Origin of the sequence: Marinovum sp., from assembly GCF_034669705.1 — a bacterium.
In the GTDB taxonomy this organism is placed as follows: domain Bacteria; phylum Pseudomonadota; class Alphaproteobacteria; order Rhodobacterales; family Rhodobacteraceae; genus Marinovum.
The window spans coordinates 18545-35460 of the sequence record NZ_JAXMOR010000045.1 but is presented as its reverse complement, the minus strand read 5'-3'; the positions used below and the strand labels follow the sequence as shown (position 1 = coordinate 35460).

General features: G+C 66.9%; 18 protein-coding genes. 12 read left to right on the top strand and 6 right to left on the bottom strand.

Features of this window, described 5'->3' with window-relative positions:
• The first annotated feature begins 286 nt into the window (after positions 1–286).
• The 10 genes from sdhC to VOI27_RS21375 all read left to right on the top strand — a co-directional run bounded on the left by sdhC (position 287) and on the right by VOI27_RS21375 (position 7457).
• Complete coding sequence (gene sdhC, locus VOI27_RS21420; RefSeq protein ID WP_323768401.1) at positions 287–676, top strand: succinate dehydrogenase, cytochrome b556 subunit; 390 nt, start codon at positions 287–289, stop codon at positions 674–676.
• 13 nt (positions 677–689) lie between these two features.
• Complete coding sequence (sdhD, locus tag VOI27_RS21415; RefSeq protein WP_323768399.1) at positions 690–1061, top strand: succinate dehydrogenase, hydrophobic membrane anchor protein; 372 nt, start codon at positions 690–692, stop codon at positions 1059–1061.
• A 15-nt stretch (positions 1062–1076) separates the two neighbouring features.
• Positions 1077–2882: a succinate dehydrogenase flavoprotein subunit gene (sdhA, locus tag VOI27_RS21410; RefSeq protein WP_323768397.1), complete on the top strand. Its 1806-nt coding sequence runs from the start codon at positions 1077–1079 to the stop codon at positions 2880–2882.
• Positions 2882–3199, top strand: coding sequence for a hypothetical protein (locus VOI27_RS21405; RefSeq protein ID WP_323768395.1), 318 nt, complete (start codon positions 2882–2884; stop codon positions 3197–3199). Before sdhA ends, VOI27_RS21405 begins: the two co-directional genes overlap by 1 nt.
• Before the next feature lies 1 nt (position 3200).
• Complete coding sequence (locus tag VOI27_RS21400) at positions 3201–3533, top strand: hypothetical protein (RefSeq protein ID WP_323768393.1); 333 nt, start codon at positions 3201–3203, stop codon at positions 3531–3533.
• Between the two features lie 10 nt (positions 3534–3543).
• Complete coding sequence (locus tag VOI27_RS21395) at positions 3544–4323, top strand: succinate dehydrogenase iron-sulfur subunit (RefSeq protein ID WP_323768391.1); 780 nt, start codon at positions 3544–3546, stop codon at positions 4321–4323.
• Between the two features lie 174 nt (positions 4324–4497).
• Positions 4498–4689, top strand: coding sequence for a hypothetical protein (locus tag VOI27_RS21390; protein WP_323768389.1), 192 nt, complete (start codon positions 4498–4500; stop codon positions 4687–4689).
• 122 nt (positions 4690–4811) lie between these two features.
• Positions 4812–4967, top strand: a complete 156-nt coding sequence (locus VOI27_RS21385) for a hypothetical protein (RefSeq protein WP_323768387.1) — start codon at positions 4812–4814, stop codon at positions 4965–4967.
• Between the two features lie 253 nt (positions 4968–5220).
• Positions 5221–6420: a type III PLP-dependent enzyme gene (locus tag VOI27_RS21380; protein WP_323768385.1), complete on the top strand. Its 1200-nt coding sequence runs from the start codon at positions 5221–5223 to the stop codon at positions 6418–6420.
• 182 nt (positions 6421–6602) lie between these two features.
• Positions 6603–7457 (top strand): urea carboxylase-associated family protein, encoded by an 855-nt coding sequence (locus VOI27_RS21375; RefSeq protein WP_323768383.1) that lies wholly within the window; start codon positions 6603–6605, stop codon positions 7455–7457.
• Between the two features lie 215 nt (positions 7458–7672).
• Here VOI27_RS21375 and glyA read toward each other — a convergent pair whose 3' ends face one another.
• From glyA to VOI27_RS21355, 4 genes are all read right to left on the bottom strand, one after another.
• Positions 7673–9010: a serine hydroxymethyltransferase gene (gene glyA, locus VOI27_RS21370; RefSeq protein ID WP_323768381.1), complete on the bottom strand. Its 1338-nt coding sequence runs from the start codon at positions 9008–9010 to the stop codon at positions 7673–7675.
• Between the two features lie 81 nt (positions 9011–9091).
• Positions 9092–9664, bottom strand: a complete 573-nt coding sequence (locus VOI27_RS21365; protein WP_323768379.1) for a hypothetical protein — start codon at positions 9662–9664, stop codon at positions 9092–9094.
• A 107-nt stretch (positions 9665–9771) separates the two neighbouring features.
• Positions 9772–10626, bottom strand: coding sequence for a DUF4339 domain-containing protein (locus VOI27_RS21360; protein ID WP_323768377.1), 855 nt, complete (start codon positions 10624–10626; stop codon positions 9772–9774).
• A 132-nt stretch (positions 10627–10758) separates the two neighbouring features.
• Positions 10759–11745 (bottom strand): D-glycerate dehydrogenase, encoded by a 987-nt coding sequence (locus VOI27_RS21355; RefSeq protein WP_323768375.1) that lies wholly within the window; start codon positions 11743–11745, stop codon positions 10759–10761.
• Between the two features lie 119 nt (positions 11746–11864).
• Here VOI27_RS21355 and VOI27_RS21350 point away from each other — a divergent pair, with 119 nt between their 5' ends.
• Entirely contained in the window at positions 11865–12374 is a 510-nt protein-coding gene (locus VOI27_RS21350) for an SH3 domain-containing protein (RefSeq protein WP_416374706.1), read from the top strand.
• A 93-nt stretch (positions 12375–12467) separates the two neighbouring features.
• Here VOI27_RS21350 and deoD read toward each other — a convergent pair whose 3' ends face one another.
• On the bottom strand, positions 12468–13175 hold the full coding sequence (gene deoD, locus VOI27_RS21345) for a purine-nucleoside phosphorylase (protein ID WP_323768371.1): 708 nt from the start codon (positions 13173–13175) through the stop codon (positions 12468–12470).
• 147 nt (positions 13176–13322) lie between these two features.
• Here deoD and VOI27_RS21340 point away from each other — a divergent pair, with 147 nt between their 5' ends.
• Entirely contained in the window at positions 13323–14777 is a 1455-nt protein-coding gene (locus tag VOI27_RS21340) for a bifunctional diguanylate cyclase/phosphodiesterase (protein ID WP_323768368.1), read from the top strand.
• Between the two features lie 15 nt (positions 14778–14792).
• Here the strand turns inward: VOI27_RS21340 and VOI27_RS21335 are convergent, their stop codons facing one another.
• Positions 14793–16859 carry a protein meaA gene (locus VOI27_RS21335; RefSeq protein ID WP_323768366.1) on the bottom strand — a complete coding sequence of 689 codons (2067 nt, stop codon included), beginning with the start codon at positions 16857–16859 and terminating at the stop codon, positions 14793–14795.
• Positions 16860–16916 lie beyond the last annotated feature (57 nt).

Here is a 16916-nt window from a genome sequence, read left to right as displayed (position 1 = left end):
CAACCCACCGTCCCCGGCCGGATCCGCGTGATCACATTTCGTTCGAGACGTGACCGCTAACATAAGCCCGAGCGTTTCTCACGGGTTTCTTTTCGGTCAAACCCGCCCGAATCACCGGGTTTTCTGCAGGGCGGCAATTTTGTGATCACTGGCCGTGAGGCTGTGATCACAAAGCTGCAAAAATCACCGGGTTGCGCCAAAAAACCGCGTCAGGGGGGGCGTGCGCCCGGTGACACGCCGCGAAAAATCCTTATCACGGTAGCCAAGAGAACCGAAAGGACGCGCCATGGCCGATGTAAATCGCGGCAATCGACCGCTCTCGCCCTTCATGCTGGGCAAGTACTACAGGTTTCAGCTCAACTCAGTGACCTCGATCCTCACCCGGATCACCGGCAACGCGCTGTTGCTGGGCGCGCTGATGGTGGTCTGGTGGCTGCTGGCCGCGGCCTCGGGGCCGGACTACTTCGCCACCGTCGACTGGATCGTCACCAGCTTCATCGGCGATGTGATCATGTTCCTGTCGCTCTGGGCGCTGTGGTACCATTCGCTGGCCGGTGTGCGCCACATCATCTGGGATCAGGCCGTCGCGCTCGACATCCGCACCTCCGACATGCTCGGCTGGGGCGTGATCGGCGGCTCGGTGATCCTGACCCTTATCACCGTCATCTTCATCTGAGAAAGGCGCCGCCATGTCATTCCTGACCGACCGTAAACGCGCCGTGGGCTGGGGCTCTGCCAAGTCCGGCACGATGCACCACTGGCGGATGAAGATCTCCTCCGTCGCGCTTGCGATCCTGATCCCGCTGTTCATCTTCAACTTCGGCGCCATCCTTGGCGCGCCCTACGAAGAGGTGGTGGCCCATTACGCGCGGCCCTATCCGGCGATCCTCGCGGCGCTGACCATTGTGGTGGGTTTCCTGCACTTCAAGGATGGTGCCCAGATCATGATCGAGGATTACGTCCACGGTCTCACCGGCAAGGTGCTGATCCTCGGCGTGATCCTTCTGTCCTATGCTGCCGCGGCGACCGGTGTCTTTGCCATCGCCAAGCTGGCCCTTTGAATACCGGAGCGTGTAATGGCTGAATATTCCTACGAGACGCATGATTATGACGTCGTGGTGGTCGGTGCCGGTGGCGCGGGCCTGCGCGCGACGCTGGGCATGGCTGAACAGGGGTTGCGCACCGCTTGCGTGACCAAGGTGTTCCCGACCCGCTCGCACACCGTGGCGGCCCAGGGCGGCATCGCGGCCTCGCTGTCGAACATGGGGCCGGACCACTGGCAGTGGCACATGTACGACACCGTCAAGGGGTCGGACTGGCTGGGCGACACCGATGCGATGGAATACCTCGCCCGCGAGGCGCCCAAGGCGGTCTACGAGCTCGAACACTACGGCGTGCCGTTCTCGCGCACCGAAGAGGGCAAGATCTACCAGCGCCCCTTCGGCGGCCACACCACCGAATTCGGCGAAGGCCCCGCCGTGCAGCGCACCTGCGCCGCCGCCGACCGCACCGGTCACGCCATCCTGCACACGCTCTATGGCCAATCGTTGAAGCAGAAGGCCGAGTTCTACGTCGAGTACTTCGCCATCGATCTGCTGATGAGCGAAGACGGCGTCTGCCAGGGCGTGCTCTGCTGGAAGCTCGACGACGGCACCATGCATGTCTTCAACGCCAAGACCGTGGTGCTGGCCACCGGCGGTTACGGCCGCGCCTATTTCTCGGCGACCTCGGCCCATACCTGCACCGGCGACGGTGGCGGCATGGTGGCCCGCGCCGGCCTGCCGCTGCAGGACATGGAGTTCGTGCAATTCCACCCCACCGGCATCTACGGCTCCGGCTGCCTGATCACCGAAGGCGCACGCGGCGAGGGCGGTTATCTGACCAACTCCGAGGGCGAGCGCTTCATGGAACGCTACGCGCCGCAGTACAAGGATCTGGCACCCCGCGACTATGTCTCACGCTCGATGACCATGGAAATCCGCGAAGGCCGCGGCGTGGGCGAAGAGGGCGATCACATCCACCTCAACCTCAGCCACCTGCCGGCCGAGGCGCTGGCCGAACGGCTGCCGGGGATTTCCGAGAGCGCCAAGATCTTTGCCGGTGTCGACGTCACCAAGGAGCCGATCCCGGTGCTGCCGACGGTGCACTACAACATGGGCGGCATTCCGACCAACTACTGGGGCGAGGTGCTGAACCCCACCGAGGACGACCCCAACCGCATCGTGCCCGGCCTGATGGCCGTGGGCGAGGCCGGCTGCGCCTCGGTGCACGGTGCCAACCGTCTGGGCTCGAACTCGCTCATCGACCTCGTGGTCTTCGGCCGCGCCGCCGCCATTCGCGCCGGCAAGGTGGTCAACCCCGAGAGCGCGGTGCCCGCCGCACCGAAAGCCCAGATCGACAAGGCGCTCGACCGCTTCGACGGTCTGCGCAACGCCAAGGGCGGCACGCCGACCGCCGAACTGCGCCTCGAGATGCAGAAATGCATGCAGGAGGATGCCGCCGTCTTCCGCACCGCCGAGACCCTGTCTCAGGGCGTCGAGAAGATGACCAAGATCGCCGGCAAGCTGGGCGACCTGCAGGTCACCGATCGTTCGCTGGTGTGGAACTCAGACCTGATGGAAACGTTGGAGCTGACCAACCTGATGCCCAACGCGCTCGCCACCATCGTCGGCGCAGAGGCGCGCAAGGAGAGCCGCGGCGCGCATGCGCATGAGGATCACCCCAAGCGCGACGACGAGAACTGGCGGGTGCACACCATCGCCACGGTCGATGGCAACAAGGTCGATCTGAGCTTCCGCCCGGTGGTCACCGACCCGCTGACCACCGAAGACGAGGGCGGCATTGCGCTGAAACGGATCGCGCCCAAGGAAAGGACGTTCTGATGAAATCCCTCCCAACATGTGCCGCCGCGATCCTCGCTGCTGTTCTGGCCGCGCCGGTTGTGGCGCAGGACGCATACGGCCAGAAGGGCTATGTCGAAGTGCTGGGCGGCACGAGCTACGTCGAGGAAATCGGCGGCAAGGGCTATGCCGAGGAATACGGCAGCAAGGGCTATGTCGCCGCCGAGACCTATGCCCCTGTCCGAACGCGGGTGCGCGTTGCGGCCGTGCCGGTGCAGCAGGTCGCCGTCGTGCTGCCCGGCTGCGTCATGGGGCTGGGCGTGATGCAGCGCGGCACGCTGATCTGTCCGGGGCATTGATGTGATCCGAGCGATGCGCACCGGGGGGCTTCCCCTCGCGGCGGCTGCCCTGTTGCTGGCCGCCTGTACGCCGGCCACCCAGGACCAGCTGGCGCGCGGCGCGGCGAAATCGGTGGTGGCGCGTGCGGCCACCGAACGGCTGCCCGGCGTGCCGGTCGCGCCTTTCACCGACTGCATCATCGACAACGCCAGCGGCCAGCAGATCCTGACGCTTGCGGCAGACAGCGTGACCGGGCCCACCGCCTCGACCTGGGAAATCATCACCGGGATTGCCCGCAAACCCGAGACCCTCCAATGCCTGCTGACCAATGGCGTCAGCGCCTTGCTGCAATAGGAGCACCGACATGGTACAACTGACCCTCCCCAAGAACTCGCGGATCAAGACCGGCAAGACCTGGCCCAAACCCGAGGGCGCGACCAACGTCCGCAAGTTCCAGATCTACCGCTGGAGCCCGGAAGCGGGTGGCAACCCGACGGTCGACACCTATTTCCTCGACATGGACAAATGCGGGCCGATGGTCCTCGACGCGCTGATCAAGATCAAGAACGAGATCGATCCGACGCTGACCTTCCGCCGCTCCTGCCGCGAGGGGATCTGCGGCTCCTGTGCGATGAACATCGATGGCATCAACACCCTGGCCTGCATCTACGGGCTCGACGAGATCAAGGGCGACGTGCGGATCTACCCGCTTCCGCATATGCCTGTGGTCAAGGACCTGATCCCCGATCTGACGCATTTCTATGCCCAGCATGCCTCGATCATGCCCTGGCTCGAGACCAAGACCAACCGCCCGGCCAAGGAATGGCGGCAGTCGATCGAGGACCGCAAGAAGCTCGACGGGCTCTATGAATGCGTGATGTGTGCGTCCTGCTCGACCTCCTGCCCCTCCTACTGGTGGAATGGCGACCGCTACCTCGGGCCGGCGGCGCTCTTGCATGCCTATCGCTGGATCATCGACAGCCGCGACGAGGCCACCGGCGAACGGCTCGACGATCTCGAGGATCCGTTCAAGCTCTATCGCTGCCACACCATCATGAATTGCACCAAGACCTGCCCCAAAGGGTTGAACCCGGCGTTGGCGATCTCGCAGATCAAGAAGATGATGGTGGAACGCGCGGTCTGAGTTTCGCCGCGCCTTGCGCGCGTCGACAGGCCGGGGGGCTTTGCCCCCCGGACCCCCCCAAGGGTATTTCTGAACAGAAGAAGCAGGGAACCCGCGCAGATTGCGAAGGCTCTTGGCGGGGCGGCGGGGCGGGCTAGTTCGTCTTGCGGATGAGCCGGAAGAGACTTCGCCGAGATGATCGTTGCTCTTGGATTGATCGTGGCCTTCGTGCTGCTGCTGCTGTTCTCGCGGCCGGCACTGCGGAAATGCCGCTGGCGCGAGACCCGTGGCGCGGACGAGAGCCTCTGGCGCTGTGCCTATTGCGGGGCCGAGACCAAGGGAGCGCGCGGCGTGCCGCCGGCGGTCTGCCTGCGCGACACGCGCTGACGTTGCGGAGCCTTGCGCGAGGGGCAGGGCGCTTATGCAGGAGACGGGGGGTGCCTTCGCGCCGCGGGGGGCTTAGGTCAACGGCAGGGAGGAGATGTCGCAGTTACTGAAAGGCAGATCCCATGCAGACCCCCGACGCACAGACCGCACCGATCCCCGCCGCAACGCCCGATCAGGAGGCCGCGCTGGCCGCTCTGAACGAGGCCTGGGCCTATTTCACGCCGGAGCCGCAGCCGGTCTCTGATGCACCTGACCAGGCTGCACCGCTGGCCGCCTGACGTGCGCAGCCGGAGGCGGATTTCCGTGCCCTGTCAGAGACAAGCGACGGGGCGCGGAAAAATCATCCGGGCGCGCGTTTTCTCTTGATCGAATCCCGCTTCCACTCCATATGGCGATTCAAGACGCCAACGCACGCGCCTCTGTCGAGGTGGGCCAGCACCCACGCGGTTACGCAGCGACGGTAACGTCTCCCTTGGAACTGAGCGGTCTGCGCCGGGTAACCGGAATGGCCGGGTCTGATTGGAGATGACCATGAACGCATACGTAACCGGGCTCACCGCTCGCGACACTTCCTTTGTCACCACCGCAAATACCGATGAGCCCGCCGTTTCGCGCGTCGAGGCCTATATCCGCGCGCAGGACTTTGCCCGCCCGACCCTGGTGATCGACACCGAGGCGGTGGCCCGCCAGTTCGCCGCCCTGGCGCAAGGCCTGGGCCGCGCCCGCATCCACTACGCCGTCAAGGCCAACCCGGCGCCGGAGATCCTGCGCAAGCTGCTCTCGGTCGGCTCGAACTTTGATGCCGCCAGCCGGGTCGAACTGCAGATGTGCCTTGATGCCGGAGCGACGCCGGACCAGCTGTCCTTTGGCAACACCATCAAGCGGGCCTCCGACATCGCCTGGGCGCATGGCCAAGGGATCGACCTGTTTGCCGTCGACGCCGAGGAAGAGATCGAGAAGATCGCGGCCAACGCGCCCGGCGCCCGCGTTTACCTGCGGATCATCGTCGATGCCACCGAGGCGGAATGGCCGCTGACCCGCAAGTTCGGCTCGGGCCGTGACAAGGCGCTGGCGCTGATCGCCATGGCGAAGGACTACGGCCTCGACCCGGTCGGCCTGTCGTTTCACGTCGGCAGCCAGACCCGTCGCGCCGCGATGTGGGCACCGATCCTCGATCAGGTGGCGGCGGTCTGGCATGCCGCTCAGGCCGAAGGCCACGCGCTGACCCTGCTCAACATCGGCGGCGGCTTCCCGGCGTTCTACGGCCGCGAGATCGACGCGCCGACGCTCTATGCCGCCGAGGTCATGCGCCTGGTGCAGGAGCGCTTTGGCGACGTGCCGGAGATCATGGCGGAGCCGGGCCGGGGCCTGGTGGCCGAGGCCGGGATGATTGCCGCCGAGGTGCTGCTGGTGTCGAAGAAATCCGACGACGACCTGCACCGCTGGGTTTATCTCGACATCGGCCGGTTCTCCGGCCTGGCCGAGACCGAGGGCGAGGCGATCCGCTACCAGTTCGTCACCGAGCGCGATCACGAGCCGACCGGTGCCTGCATCCTTGCCGGTCCGTCCTGCGACAGCGCCGACGTGCTTTATGAAAAGCAGCCGGTGCAACTGCCGCTGGGGCTGCGCGCCGGCGACAAGGTGATGATCCGCGCCTGCGGTGCCTACACCTCGACCTATGCGTCGATCGGCTTCAACGGCTTTCCGCCGCTGGACGTGGTCGCGATCTGATCCGACGGCCCGCCTTCGGGCGTGCGGCCGACGCGATGCAAAACGGGGGTGACGCGGGGAGGCGTCGCCCCCGTTTTCGTCTCAAGCCCAGTTTCAGGCCCCGTCTCAAGCTCGGTCTCGGGCGCCCTTGCCAATCGGCGGCCCGGCCTGTCAGATCGGTGCAAACCTGACAGGAGCGCCAGATGTCACAGATGCCCGCCGATGCCGAGGAGCGCTGCGCCGTTCCGCCGGTGATCTGCTACCCGCCGGAGACCCTGCCAGACGCCCAGCTGGCCCTGAAACAGGCGGCGCGGGCGGGGGCGCGGAAGGTGAGCGAGACACTGGTGCCGGCACGCGAGGCGCGCTGTTTCGAGGTGCAGGCCGGGCAGTTCTTTCGCATCACCTCTGTCGAGGGGCCGCAGGTCGGCGATCTCAACCTGTGGAATGCCGGCGACCTGGGCGAGCGGTTTTATTCCGGCAAGACCCGGGCGCTGCATGGCACCCATGTGAGCACCGGCGACCGTCTGTGGTCGAGCCTGCCGCATCTGCGGGCGATGGCGACGGTGGTGCGCGATACGCTCGACTGGTACGGCATTGATGCCTTCGGCGGGGCGGTGCATGACGTGATCGGCACCCGCTGCGACCCCTATACCGGCAACCTGTTGTCGGGCGCGCAGTATCATCATTGCTGCCATTCCAACCTGACGCGGGCGCTGGCCGAGGCGCGGGGGCTGCCGCTGGCCCATGCGGAGCTGCATGTGCATGACGTGCTCAACGTCTTCATGTGCACCGGCTTCACCCGCGACACGGGGCAGTATTTCATGAAGGCCAGCCCGGTGCGGCCGGGCGATTACCTTGAGTGTTTTGCCGAGATCGACCTGTTGGGGGGGCTGAGCGCCTGTCCCGGTGGAGATTGCTCGGCCGAGCACAGCTCTGACGTGGCGGCTTGTCATCCGCTGCTGGTCGAGGTGTTCGCGCCTGAGCCCGAGGCGTTGGCGGGCTGGCAGGGATCGCCAGTCAACGGGTATGACCAGTCGCATGGGCTTGAGCGGGCGTGACGTGGCTTGCGGCGACGAGGGCGATCGGCCGGGCGTTGGTTTGGTGTGAGGCTCTGGCGGTGAGGCCCCGGCGCGGGGGCCGGGACGGCGGGGGCTAGGTTGGTCAGGGCGCTCGGCCCTCGGCGGGCGGCACTGGTTGACGACGCGGGCGGTCGGCGGGGCGTTGGCTTGGCATGAGGACGCTGCTGGCGAGCCGGGACGGCGGAAATCCTGCTTCAGGCCTCGCGGATGAAATGCAGCCGGTCGAAGCTGGCGCGCCAGGCGGCGACATCGGCGGCCAGGGTTTCCGGCGCGTCGGCGGCGAGCGCCTTGGCGATCAGCCGGGCGAGCTCTGGTGCGTGCTCCTCGGTCATGCCCCAGCGGACCAGTTCCGGCGTGCCGATGCGCAGGCCGTTCATGTCGCCCTCGACCGGCTCGGTCGGCAGGCCGATGCCGCAGGCGAGAAAGCCCGCCTTGCGCAGGCTGCGCGATGCCGCCTGGCCGCCGCCGAAGCTTTCGGCCAGCAGCGCGAACTGATGCGAGCGGGTGGCACCGTCGGAGGTGCGGAACACCGGCAGGCCTTCAGCTGCCATGGCGCGGGCCAGCGCCCGGGCCATGGTGACCATCTGCGCCGCATAGGCCGCGCCATGATCGCGCCAGTCGAGCAGCGAGACCGCGAGGGCGGCGGATTTGGCGGCGTCGAAATTGGCGGTCAGCCCGGGAAAGGCGATCTGCTCCAGCCGCCGGGCGATCTCGGCGCCGCGGGTGACGATCAGCCCGCCGGGAGGGCCGCCGAGCGACTTGTAGGTGCTCATCGTCATCAGATGCGCGCCCTCGTCGAGCGGATTGGGCCAGGCGCCGCCGGCGATGATGCCGCATTGGTGGGCTGCGTCGAACATCAGCCTGGCGCCGCCGTGGTCGGCGATGGCGCGGATCTCGGCCACCGGGTGGGGCAGCAGGTTGAGGCTGCCGCCGATGGTGATCAACCGCGGCTCCACCGCCTCGGCCAGATCGGCGAGGCCCTGCAGATCGACGGTATAGCCATCGGCATTGACCGGCGCCTCGTAGATCGTCAGCCCGTAGAGCCCGGCGGCGCCGCCGTCGTGGTGGGTGACATGGCCGCCGATCTCGGCCGGGGGCACGATCACCGCATCACCGGGCTGGCACAGCGCCATGAAACCATAGAGGTTGGCCATCGCGCCGGAAGGTACGCGGATCTCGGCATGGGTGGCGTCGAAGATCTCGCAGGCCAGTTCGGCGGCGATCACCTCGATCTCCTCGATCGCCTCGAGCCCCATCTCGTACTTGTCGCCGGGATAGCCGAGCGAGGGTCTGGTGCCGATGCCCGAGGACAAGAGCGCCTCGGCGGCAGGGTTCATCACATTGGTGGCGGGGTTGAGGTTGAAGCACTCGCGCTCGTGAATGCGCCGGTTCATCGCCGCCAATGTGCCGATGCGGCTGGCGATCTGGGCGCTTTCGCCGCCGGCGGTGCGCGCGGCGATCCGGTCGATCAGCGCGGCGCTCTTCTCGGCCAGCCAGGGGCGGGCCGCGAGCCTGGCGGGGTGGTCTGACATGCGTGGGGCCTCATCGGTCTGCTGCCCGGCCACTCAACCCTGTCGCGGCGGCGGGTGCAAACCCATTATCGCGGGCCGGACCTAGCCGCGGGCCGCCCGGCGTTCGCGGCGCACGCGAAAGACCTCTTCGCGCGGCGTCCAGGAATAGCGGAGATCCTCCAGGGTCGGCGCCCAGAACAGCCGGCCGCCACCGCGCCAGGGGTCGAGCACGATGCCGTCATAGAGCGACTGGCCGCGCTGGGAGAGGATGACGGTGGAATGCTCCAGCAGGATATTGTCCCAGTTGGCCACCGCGCGGTGCAGTTGCAGGCTGCGGAACTGCTCCTGTTTCAGGCGTTTCTCCAGGTCGTCGGCCCAGTGATAGCAGAGCCCGCGCGCCTTGATCCCCATGTTGACCTTGGAATTGTGCACCAGCGGAGCGTCCTCGATCTCGTAGAGCTGCGCCAGCCGCCAGCTCTCGGAAAAGGCGAGGCGCGCGGCCCGGTCGGCCTCTTCCGCGTCGACCTCGGGGCCAAGGTCGCGCAGCGCGCGGGTCAGCGCCTGCTCGTCATCGCGGGTGGCGAGCGTCGGGCCGTAGGTGCCGGGCACGGCACAGGCCGAAAGCCCCGTCGCGGGCAGGGCCATGAGAAAGAAGCGTCGGGTGAGGGCTGGCATGAAGATCCTGCGTCTGGTCGGTCGTGCCGCAGGTTCTAGCGCGCTGATCCGCGCTGTCGAGCCACCCGGGCGTGCCGGATGGCGGATTGTTGCGGATCGGCACGGCGTCAGCGCAGCCGGTGCACCCGTGTGCCCTTGTCGTTGACCAGGGTGTTCCGGTCGACGATGCGCATCGGAAAGGCGCCGCCGACGCTTTCGATGAACGGGCCGGTGTCGAGGAAATAGGTGACCGAGCCCTTGAGCACGATGACGAAATCGGTCTCTGAGGCGTTCTGGATCTCGTAGGTACCGTTGTAGGTGAAGTTCAGCGCCTGGGTATAGCCCTGCGCGGTCATCTCGACCTGGCCGTAGCCCTCGTAGGTCTTGTCGCGGCGGTACTCGGTGGTGCCGGTGATCTGCGCCCGTTCGACGCCCGACATCTCCATGGTCTCGGGGTCCGAGCGCCAGGTGCCGGTGAGAAAGGCGACGCCGTCAAAGCTCGGGGTGACCGGGGCGGGCGGCGGCACGGTGGCAAGGATGTCCTTGAGCTGCGCCACCTCCTTGGCGGGGCGCCAGTCCGTCATCCCCTCCATCCAGACCTGGGTCTCGCCGGTCAGCTCGCCGTTCTTGGCTTTCTGCTTGAGCTGCTCGGCATCGAACGGCCCGGTGGTGGCGCCGCCGGCAGCAATATAGACCGCCAGCACCGGATCGGCGGGCGGCGGCGGTGGCGGCGTTCTCCGGTCATCATCGGCGGGGGGCGGCGGCGGCGGGGTGACGCGGCTCTCTGGCGGGTCGTTGGCCGGGGGTCGCGGGGCGATCGAGATCGGCGGCGTCGGCGGATCGCCCTCGGCCGGCCGGGCCCCGGCGCCAAGCTCGTTGAACAGGCCGGGGCTGCTGAAGGCGACCTGCGCCTGCGCCGGGGCAATCGCGGCGAGGCAGGCCAGCAGAAGGGCGGCACAAAGGCCGCGCATGAGACGGTTCATTGCAAAAACTCCCTTGGATCAATGCCGCCAGCATAGCAGAGCCGGCGGGCTTTCCCAAAGGGAAGCCGCGATGAGGACGGGAATTGTCAGGTGGCAATCGTCAGCGTACGCGGGGCGACGGCGGGGTGCCGGTCAGAGCATCGAGGGCACCACCTGATCGGGCGGGCGGTGGCCGTCGGCAAAGGTCTTGATGTTGAGCAGCACCTTCTCGCCCATCTCGAGCCGGCCTTCGAGCGTCGCCGAGCCCATATGCGGCAGAAGCGCCACGTTGGGCATGTTGCGCAGGTCGGGGTTGATGCTGGCGCCATGTTCATAGACGTCGAGCCCGGCGCCGGCGATCTCGCCGGCCTTGAGCATCCGCGCCATGGCGTTCTCGTCGATCACCTCGCCGCGCGAGGTATTGACGATCACCGCCGAGGGTTTCATCAGCTTCAGCCGCCGGGCGTTCATCAGGTGGAAGGTCGAGGGAGTGTGCGGGCAGTTGACCGAGATCACGTCCATCCGTGCCACCATCTGGTCAAGGCTGTCCCAGTAGGTGGCCTCGAAGCGCTCTTCGACCTCGGGGCGCAGCCGGCGGCGGTTGTGGTAATGCACCTGCATGCCGAAGGCCATGGCGCGGCGTGCGACCGCCTGACCGATATGGCCCATCCCGAGGATGCCGAGCCTGCGGCCACCGACCCGGCCGCCGAGCATCGCCGAGGGCGACCAGCCCGACCAATCGCCCGACTGCATCAGCGACAGTCCCTCGGGCAGGCGGCGGGTGACGGCGAGGATCAGCGACATCGCCATGTCGGCGGTGTCCTCGGCCGAAACGCCGGGGGTGTTGGAAACCAGCACCCCACGGCTGCGGGCGGTGGCCACGTCGATGTGATCGACCCCGGCGCCGTAGTTGGCGATCAGCTTGAGCCGCTCGCCCGCGGCAGAGATCAACCCGGCATCGATGGTGTCCGAGAGCGTCGGCACCAGCACGTCGGCCTCCTGCATGGCGGCGGCCAGCTCCTGTCGGCTCATCGGCGTGTCGTCGTCACGCAGCTGCACGTCGAAGAGTTCGGTCAGCCGGGTTTCCACCACCTCCGGCAAGCGTCGCGTAACGACAACACTCAGGCGTTTTGATGGCATGTGCTCCCGGCTCCTTCTTCCCATCGGGGTCGTCTTGGGGGCACACTGCAGCAGAGCACGCGGAGGCACAAGAACCCCGCGGCGAATAAACGATTGGCAGGCAGTGCAAGGTGACTGACATGGTGTCGCGGGTCACGCGGACAGGCGCTTTGGGCGCAATTCTTCTGAGTTTCTGGATCGGGACAGCCGGCGCGGAGCAGACCCGCGGGCCGGTGACGAACCTGCCCTTGCCGCGCTTTGTCTCGCTCAAGGCGAGCGAGGGCAACGTGCGGCGCGGCCCGTCGCTGAGCCACCGCATCGACTGGGTGTTCAAGCGGCGCGACATGCCGCTCGAGGTGACGGCGGAATACGGCCACTGGCGCCGGGTGCGCGACCGCGAGGGAGCCGGCGGCTGGGTGCATTACGCGCTGCTCTCGGGCTCGCGGACGGTGATCGTCGACGGTGACCTGCTGGCGCTGCACGTGCGGCCCGACGGGCGCACGCCGGTCAAGGCACGGCTCGAGCGCGGGGTGATCGCGCGGCTGGGCGACTGCGATCTGGAATGGTGCGAGGTGAGCTCTGGCGGCTACAAGGGCTGGGCCGAGAAACGCGCGCTCTGGGGCGTGATGCCGGAGGAAATCCGCGAGTGATCGCGGGCTGACGGGGTGCGGCGCAGAGGTCCCGGCGCGGCGGCCGGGACGGCGGGGCGTTAAGCGGCTGGCAGGTGAAAAATCGCCGGAGGCTCAGCCCTTGAAGGCCGCCTCGAGCGCGATCTCGACCATGTCGCCAAAGCTCTTTTCGCGCTGCTCCGACGGCAGCGCCTCGCCGGTCAGCAGGTGGTCAGAGACCGTCAGCACCGCCAGCGCCCGCACCTTGTGGCGCAGCGCGAGGATGTAGAGCTCGGCCGCCTCCATCTCGACGCCGAGGATGCCGTGGCGGGTCATCTGCTCATTGAGGTCGGGGCGCTCGTCATAGAACACATCCGAGGAATAGATGCCGCCTACATGGGTCGGCGTGCCGCGCGCCTGCGCCGCATCCGCGGCGGCGCGCAGCAGGCCATAGTCGGCGCAGGGCGCAAAGTTCAGCTCGCGCAGGATGCCGCGCGACGGCGTCGAGAGCGTGGTCGAGGTCATCGCGATGATGATGTCGCGGACATTCACGGCCTCCTGCATCGCGCCGCAGGAGCCGATGCGGATCAACGTCTTGGCGCCATAGTCGCGGATCAGCTCGTTGGCATAGATCGACAGCGAGGCCATGCCCATGCCGGAGCCCTGGATGGTGACCCGGTGGCCGTTCCAGGTGCCGGTATAGCCCAGCATGCCGCGCACCTCGTTGATGCAGACGGCGTCTTTCAGAAAGGTCTCGGCCGCCCAACGGGCGCGATAGGGATCGCCCGGCATCAGGACAGTTTCCGCGATATCGCCGGGTTTGGCCCCGATGTGAATGGTCATGGCGCTCTCCGTTGCACGGTATTCCGACGCCAAGAGTGGCATCGCCGGATTCCGAGCACAAGGGAGGACGCTGCGGCGCATTGGGGATTGATGCAGGCCGTGTTATCCTTAAGGTTGAGCGAGGGATAGAAGAGAAGGCATCTCAGAATGTCGACCGCTCTCATCATGACCGGGCTTGCGGCGCTTGGCGCGTTCGTGGGGCTCATGGGCCGGATGGTCCTGCGCTGCCGTGGGGCCGCCGATGAGATCCGGGCCCTGCGCGAACGCAATGACGCGCTGGTGGCCGAGAATGGCCGGCTGCTCACCATGGTCGAGTTCGACGATCTGACCGCCGCGCGCTCGCGGCGCTATCTGCGAGAGCTCTTTGCCCGCACCCATCAGGACGGCAGCAACGCGATGATCTTTGTCGATCTCGACGAGTTCAAAAGCGTGAACGACGGTTTCGGCCACCGCGCCGGCGACGGGTTCCTGCGCCGCATCGCCGAGGCGCTGCACCGCGAATGCCGCGAGACCGAGACCCTGTTCCGCCACGGCGGCGACGAATTCTGCATCTACCTGCGGGCAGTGGCGCTGGACGAGGCCGCGCGCCGGGCCGAGGCCTTCGTGCGTGTGGTGCACCGGACCGAGGTCGATCTTGGCGGGGTCAAGGTGCGCCGCACTGCCAGCGCCGGGGTGGCGCGGATCGATGCCGGGCAGGACATGATGGGTGCGCTCTATCATGCCGACGAGGCGCTTTATGCCGCCAAGCAGGTCGGCGGCAACTGCGTCCGGGTGACCGAGGGCGAGACGCTCAAGACGATGATCGCGCGCCGCACCGGGCCGCGGGCCGAGGATCTGGCCGAGGCGATCCGGCGCGAGGAGATCACCTATTACGTGCAGCCGATCTATGACACCCGCGCCGGTCGGGCAGTCGGGGTCGAGGCGCTGATGCGCTGGGTGCGCAGCGATGGCGACGTGCTGCTGCCGGCCAAGTTCATCGACATGATGACACGCAGCCGGCAGGGCGGGCTGCTGCCGCCGGACAGCGTCTCGGTCGATCTGGCGCAGAGCTTCTGCCCGGCGCATGAGCAACTCTATTGTGCCTTCAACATCTCGGCGCGCTTTCTCGAACGGTCGGTCGAAGACAACATGGACTTTGCCCGTACCCTGACCCGCGGGCTCGACCCTTCTCAGGTGGTGCTCGAGCTGGTCGAGAGCACCGCGATCCGCAACACCGAGCGCGCCCGCGAGATGCTGCAGCAGCTGCGCGCCCATGGCCTGCGCATCGCGCTCGACGATTTCGGCACCGGCTTTTCCAACTTCGAGCGATTGCAGCAGTTCGAGGTCGATATCGTCAAGATCGACCGGCGCTTCGTGCGCGGGTTGGGCGCCGGGCAGGCCGACCGCGGCATCCTGCGGGCGCTGCATGCGCTGTCACGCGACATGGGGTTTTCGGTGATCGCCGAAGGGGTCGAGACCGCCGAGGAGCTGCGGGCGCTGCAGGAGATCGGCATCTACAACGCCCAGGGCTATCTGCTCGGCCGGCCCGAAACGGTGAGCTACTGGCAAAGCCGTATCGCCCAGCCGCTGTCGCCGGGGTTCTGCCTGCGCAAGACCGCCTGAGCCGGCCCCGAGGGGCTACTCGGCCGCCACCGACTTCGGATCGACCAGGGTGACGATATCGGCCATGATGGTGTTGAGCTCGAAATCCTTTGGCGTATAGACCCGCGCCACGCCCATCGACAGCAGCCGGCGGGCATCCTCTTCGGGGATGATGCCGCCGACGATCACCGGCACGTTGCCAAGGCCCGCGGCGCGCATCCGCTCCATCAGGTCCTCGACCAGCGGGATATGAGAGCCCGAAAGGATCGACAGACCCACCACATGCGCCGCGTCATTCTGGGCGGCGGTGACGATTTCCTCGGGCGTCAGGCGGATGCCCTCGTAAGAGATGTCCATGCCGCAATCGCGGGCGCGATAGGCGATCTGCTCGGCGCCGTTGGAATGGCCGTCGAGGCCCGGTTTGCCCACGAGGAACTTGAGCCGGCGGCCGAGCCGGTCGCTGACCGCATCCACAGCTGAACGCAGCTCGTCGAGGGACTCGGTACGGTTGCTCTGCGATGGCGAGACGCCGGTCGGCCCGCGGTATTCGCCGTAAGCCTGTCGCATTTCGGCGGCCCATTCGCCGGTGGTGACCCCGGCCTTCGCCGCCGCAATCGACGGTGGCACGATATTGGCGCCGTCGCGGGCAGCGGCGCGCAGGTTGGCCAGGGCCGCCTCGACCGCCGCCGCATCGCGGGTGCCGCGCCATTCGGCGAGGCGGTCAATCTGCTCTTGCTCCACCGCCGGATCGACCACCATGATGCCGCCATCGGCGGTCATCAGCGGCGAGGGTTCGGTCCCAGTCCACTTGTTGACGCCGACCACCGTGGTCTCGTTGCGCTCGATCCGGCCGAGGCGTTCGGCATTGGCATCGACCAGCCGGGATTTCATGTAGTCGATCGAGGACACCGCGCCGCCCATGGAGTCGAGATTGGCGAGCTCATGGCGGGCGCCGTCCTTGAGCGCTTCGACCTTGGCATCGACCGCCGGGTTGCCGTCGAAGAGGTCGTCAAACTCCAGCAGGTCGGTCTCATAGGCGAGGATCTGCTGCATCCGCATCGACCATTGCTGGTCCCAGGGACGGGGCAGGCCCAACGCCTCGTTCCAGGCTGGCAGCTGCACGGCGCGGGCGCGGGCTTTCTTGGAAAGCGTCACCGCCAGCATTTCGATCAGGATGCGGTAGACGTTGTTCTCGGGCTGCTGCTCGGTCAGGCCGAGGCTGTTGACCTGCACACCATAGCGGAAGCGGCGCATCTTGGGATCGGTGATGCCGTAGCGGGTTTCGCAGATTTCGTCCCAGAGGTCGACGAAGGCGCGCATCTTGCACATCTCTGTCACGAAGCGGATGCCGGCGTTGACGAAAAACGAGATGCGGCCCACGACCGTGGGGAAATCCGCGTCCGGGATGCGCGGTTTCAGTTCGTCAAGAACCGCCGTCGCCGTGGCCAGCGCAAAGGCCAGCTCCTGCTCGGGCGTCGCGCCGGCCTCCTGCAGGTGGTAGGAACAGACGTTCATCGGGTTCCATTTGGGGATGTTGGTGTAGCAGTATTCGGCCACGTCCGCGATCATCTTGAGGCTCGGTTTCGGCGGGCAGATATAGGTGCCGCGCGACAGGTATTCCTTGATCAGGTCGTTCTGTACCGTGCCCTGCAGCTTGGCGGTATCCGCGCCCTGTTCCTCGGCCACCGCGATATAGAGTGCCAGCAGCCACGGCGCCGTGGCGTTGATCGTCATCGAGGTGTTCATCTCCTCGAGCGGGATTTGGTCGAACAGCGCACGCATGTCGCCCAAGTGACAGACCGGCACGCCGACCTTGCCGACCTCGCCGCGCGCGAGCACGTGATCGCTGTCATAGCCGGTCTGCGTCGGCAGGTCGAAGGCCACCGAGAGGCCGGTCTGCCCCTTGGCAAGGTTGCCGCGATAAAGCGCGTTCGAGGCCTTGGCGGTGGAATGGCCGGCGTAGGTGCGGATCAGCCACGGCCGGTCGGCTTGGCGAGCGGCCTCGGAACCCTGCCGGTCGGCTTGGCGAGCGGCCTCGGAACCCTGCCGGTCGGCTTGGCGAGCGGCCTCGGAGGGCTGGCTGTCCTTCTTGGTCTCGGTCATATCGGCCTCTCGATTCGGGTGCGCAATAATGTTTCGTCGGGAGTTAGGTAAGCGAAA

Coding starts and splice junctions, on each gene's coding strand:
- sdhC (WP_323768401.1), top strand. CDS start 287: ATGGCCGATGTAAATCGCGGCAATCGACCGCTCTCGCCCTTCATGCTG.
- sdhD (WP_323768399.1), top strand. CDS start 690: ATGTCATTCCTGACCGACCGTAAACGCGCCGTGGGCTGGGGCTCTGCC.
- sdhA (WP_323768397.1), top strand. CDS start 1,077: ATGGCTGAATATTCCTACGAGACGCATGATTATGACGTCGTGGTGGTC.
- VOI27_RS21405 (WP_323768395.1), top strand. CDS start 2,882: ATGAAATCCCTCCCAACATGTGCCGCCGCGATCCTCGCTGCTGTTCTG.
- VOI27_RS21395 (WP_323768391.1), top strand. CDS start 3,544: ATGGTACAACTGACCCTCCCCAAGAACTCGCGGATCAAGACCGGCAAG.
- VOI27_RS21390 (WP_323768389.1), top strand. CDS start 4,498: ATGATCGTTGCTCTTGGATTGATCGTGGCCTTCGTGCTGCTGCTGCTG.
- VOI27_RS21385 (WP_323768387.1), top strand. CDS start 4,812: ATGCAGACCCCCGACGCACAGACCGCACCGATCCCCGCCGCAACGCCC.
- VOI27_RS21380 (WP_323768385.1), top strand. CDS start 5,221: ATGAACGCATACGTAACCGGGCTCACCGCTCGCGACACTTCCTTTGTC.
- VOI27_RS21375 (WP_323768383.1), top strand. CDS start 6,603: ATGTCACAGATGCCCGCCGATGCCGAGGAGCGCTGCGCCGTTCCGCCG.
- glyA (WP_323768381.1), bottom strand. CDS start 9,010: ATGTCAGACCACCCCGCCAGGCTCGCGGCCCGCCCCTGGCTGGCCGAG.
- VOI27_RS21365 (WP_323768379.1), bottom strand. CDS start 9,664: ATGCCAGCCCTCACCCGACGCTTCTTTCTCATGGCCCTGCCCGCGACG.
- VOI27_RS21360 (WP_323768377.1), bottom strand. CDS start 10,626: ATGAACCGTCTCATGCGCGGCCTTTGTGCCGCCCTTCTGCTGGCCTGC.
- VOI27_RS21355 (WP_323768375.1), bottom strand. CDS start 11,745: ATGCCATCAAAACGCCTGAGTGTTGTCGTTACGCGACGCTTGCCGGAG.
- VOI27_RS21350 (WP_416374706.1), top strand. CDS start 11,865: ATGGTGTCGCGGGTCACGCGGACAGGCGCTTTGGGCGCAATTCTTCTG.
- deoD (WP_323768371.1), bottom strand. CDS start 13,175: ATGACCATTCACATCGGGGCCAAACCCGGCGATATCGCGGAAACTGTC.
- VOI27_RS21340 (WP_323768368.1), top strand. CDS start 13,323: ATGTCGACCGCTCTCATCATGACCGGGCTTGCGGCGCTTGGCGCGTTC.
- VOI27_RS21335 (WP_323768366.1), bottom strand. CDS start 16,859: ATGACCGAGACCAAGAAGGACAGCCAGCCCTCCGAGGCCGCTCGCCAA.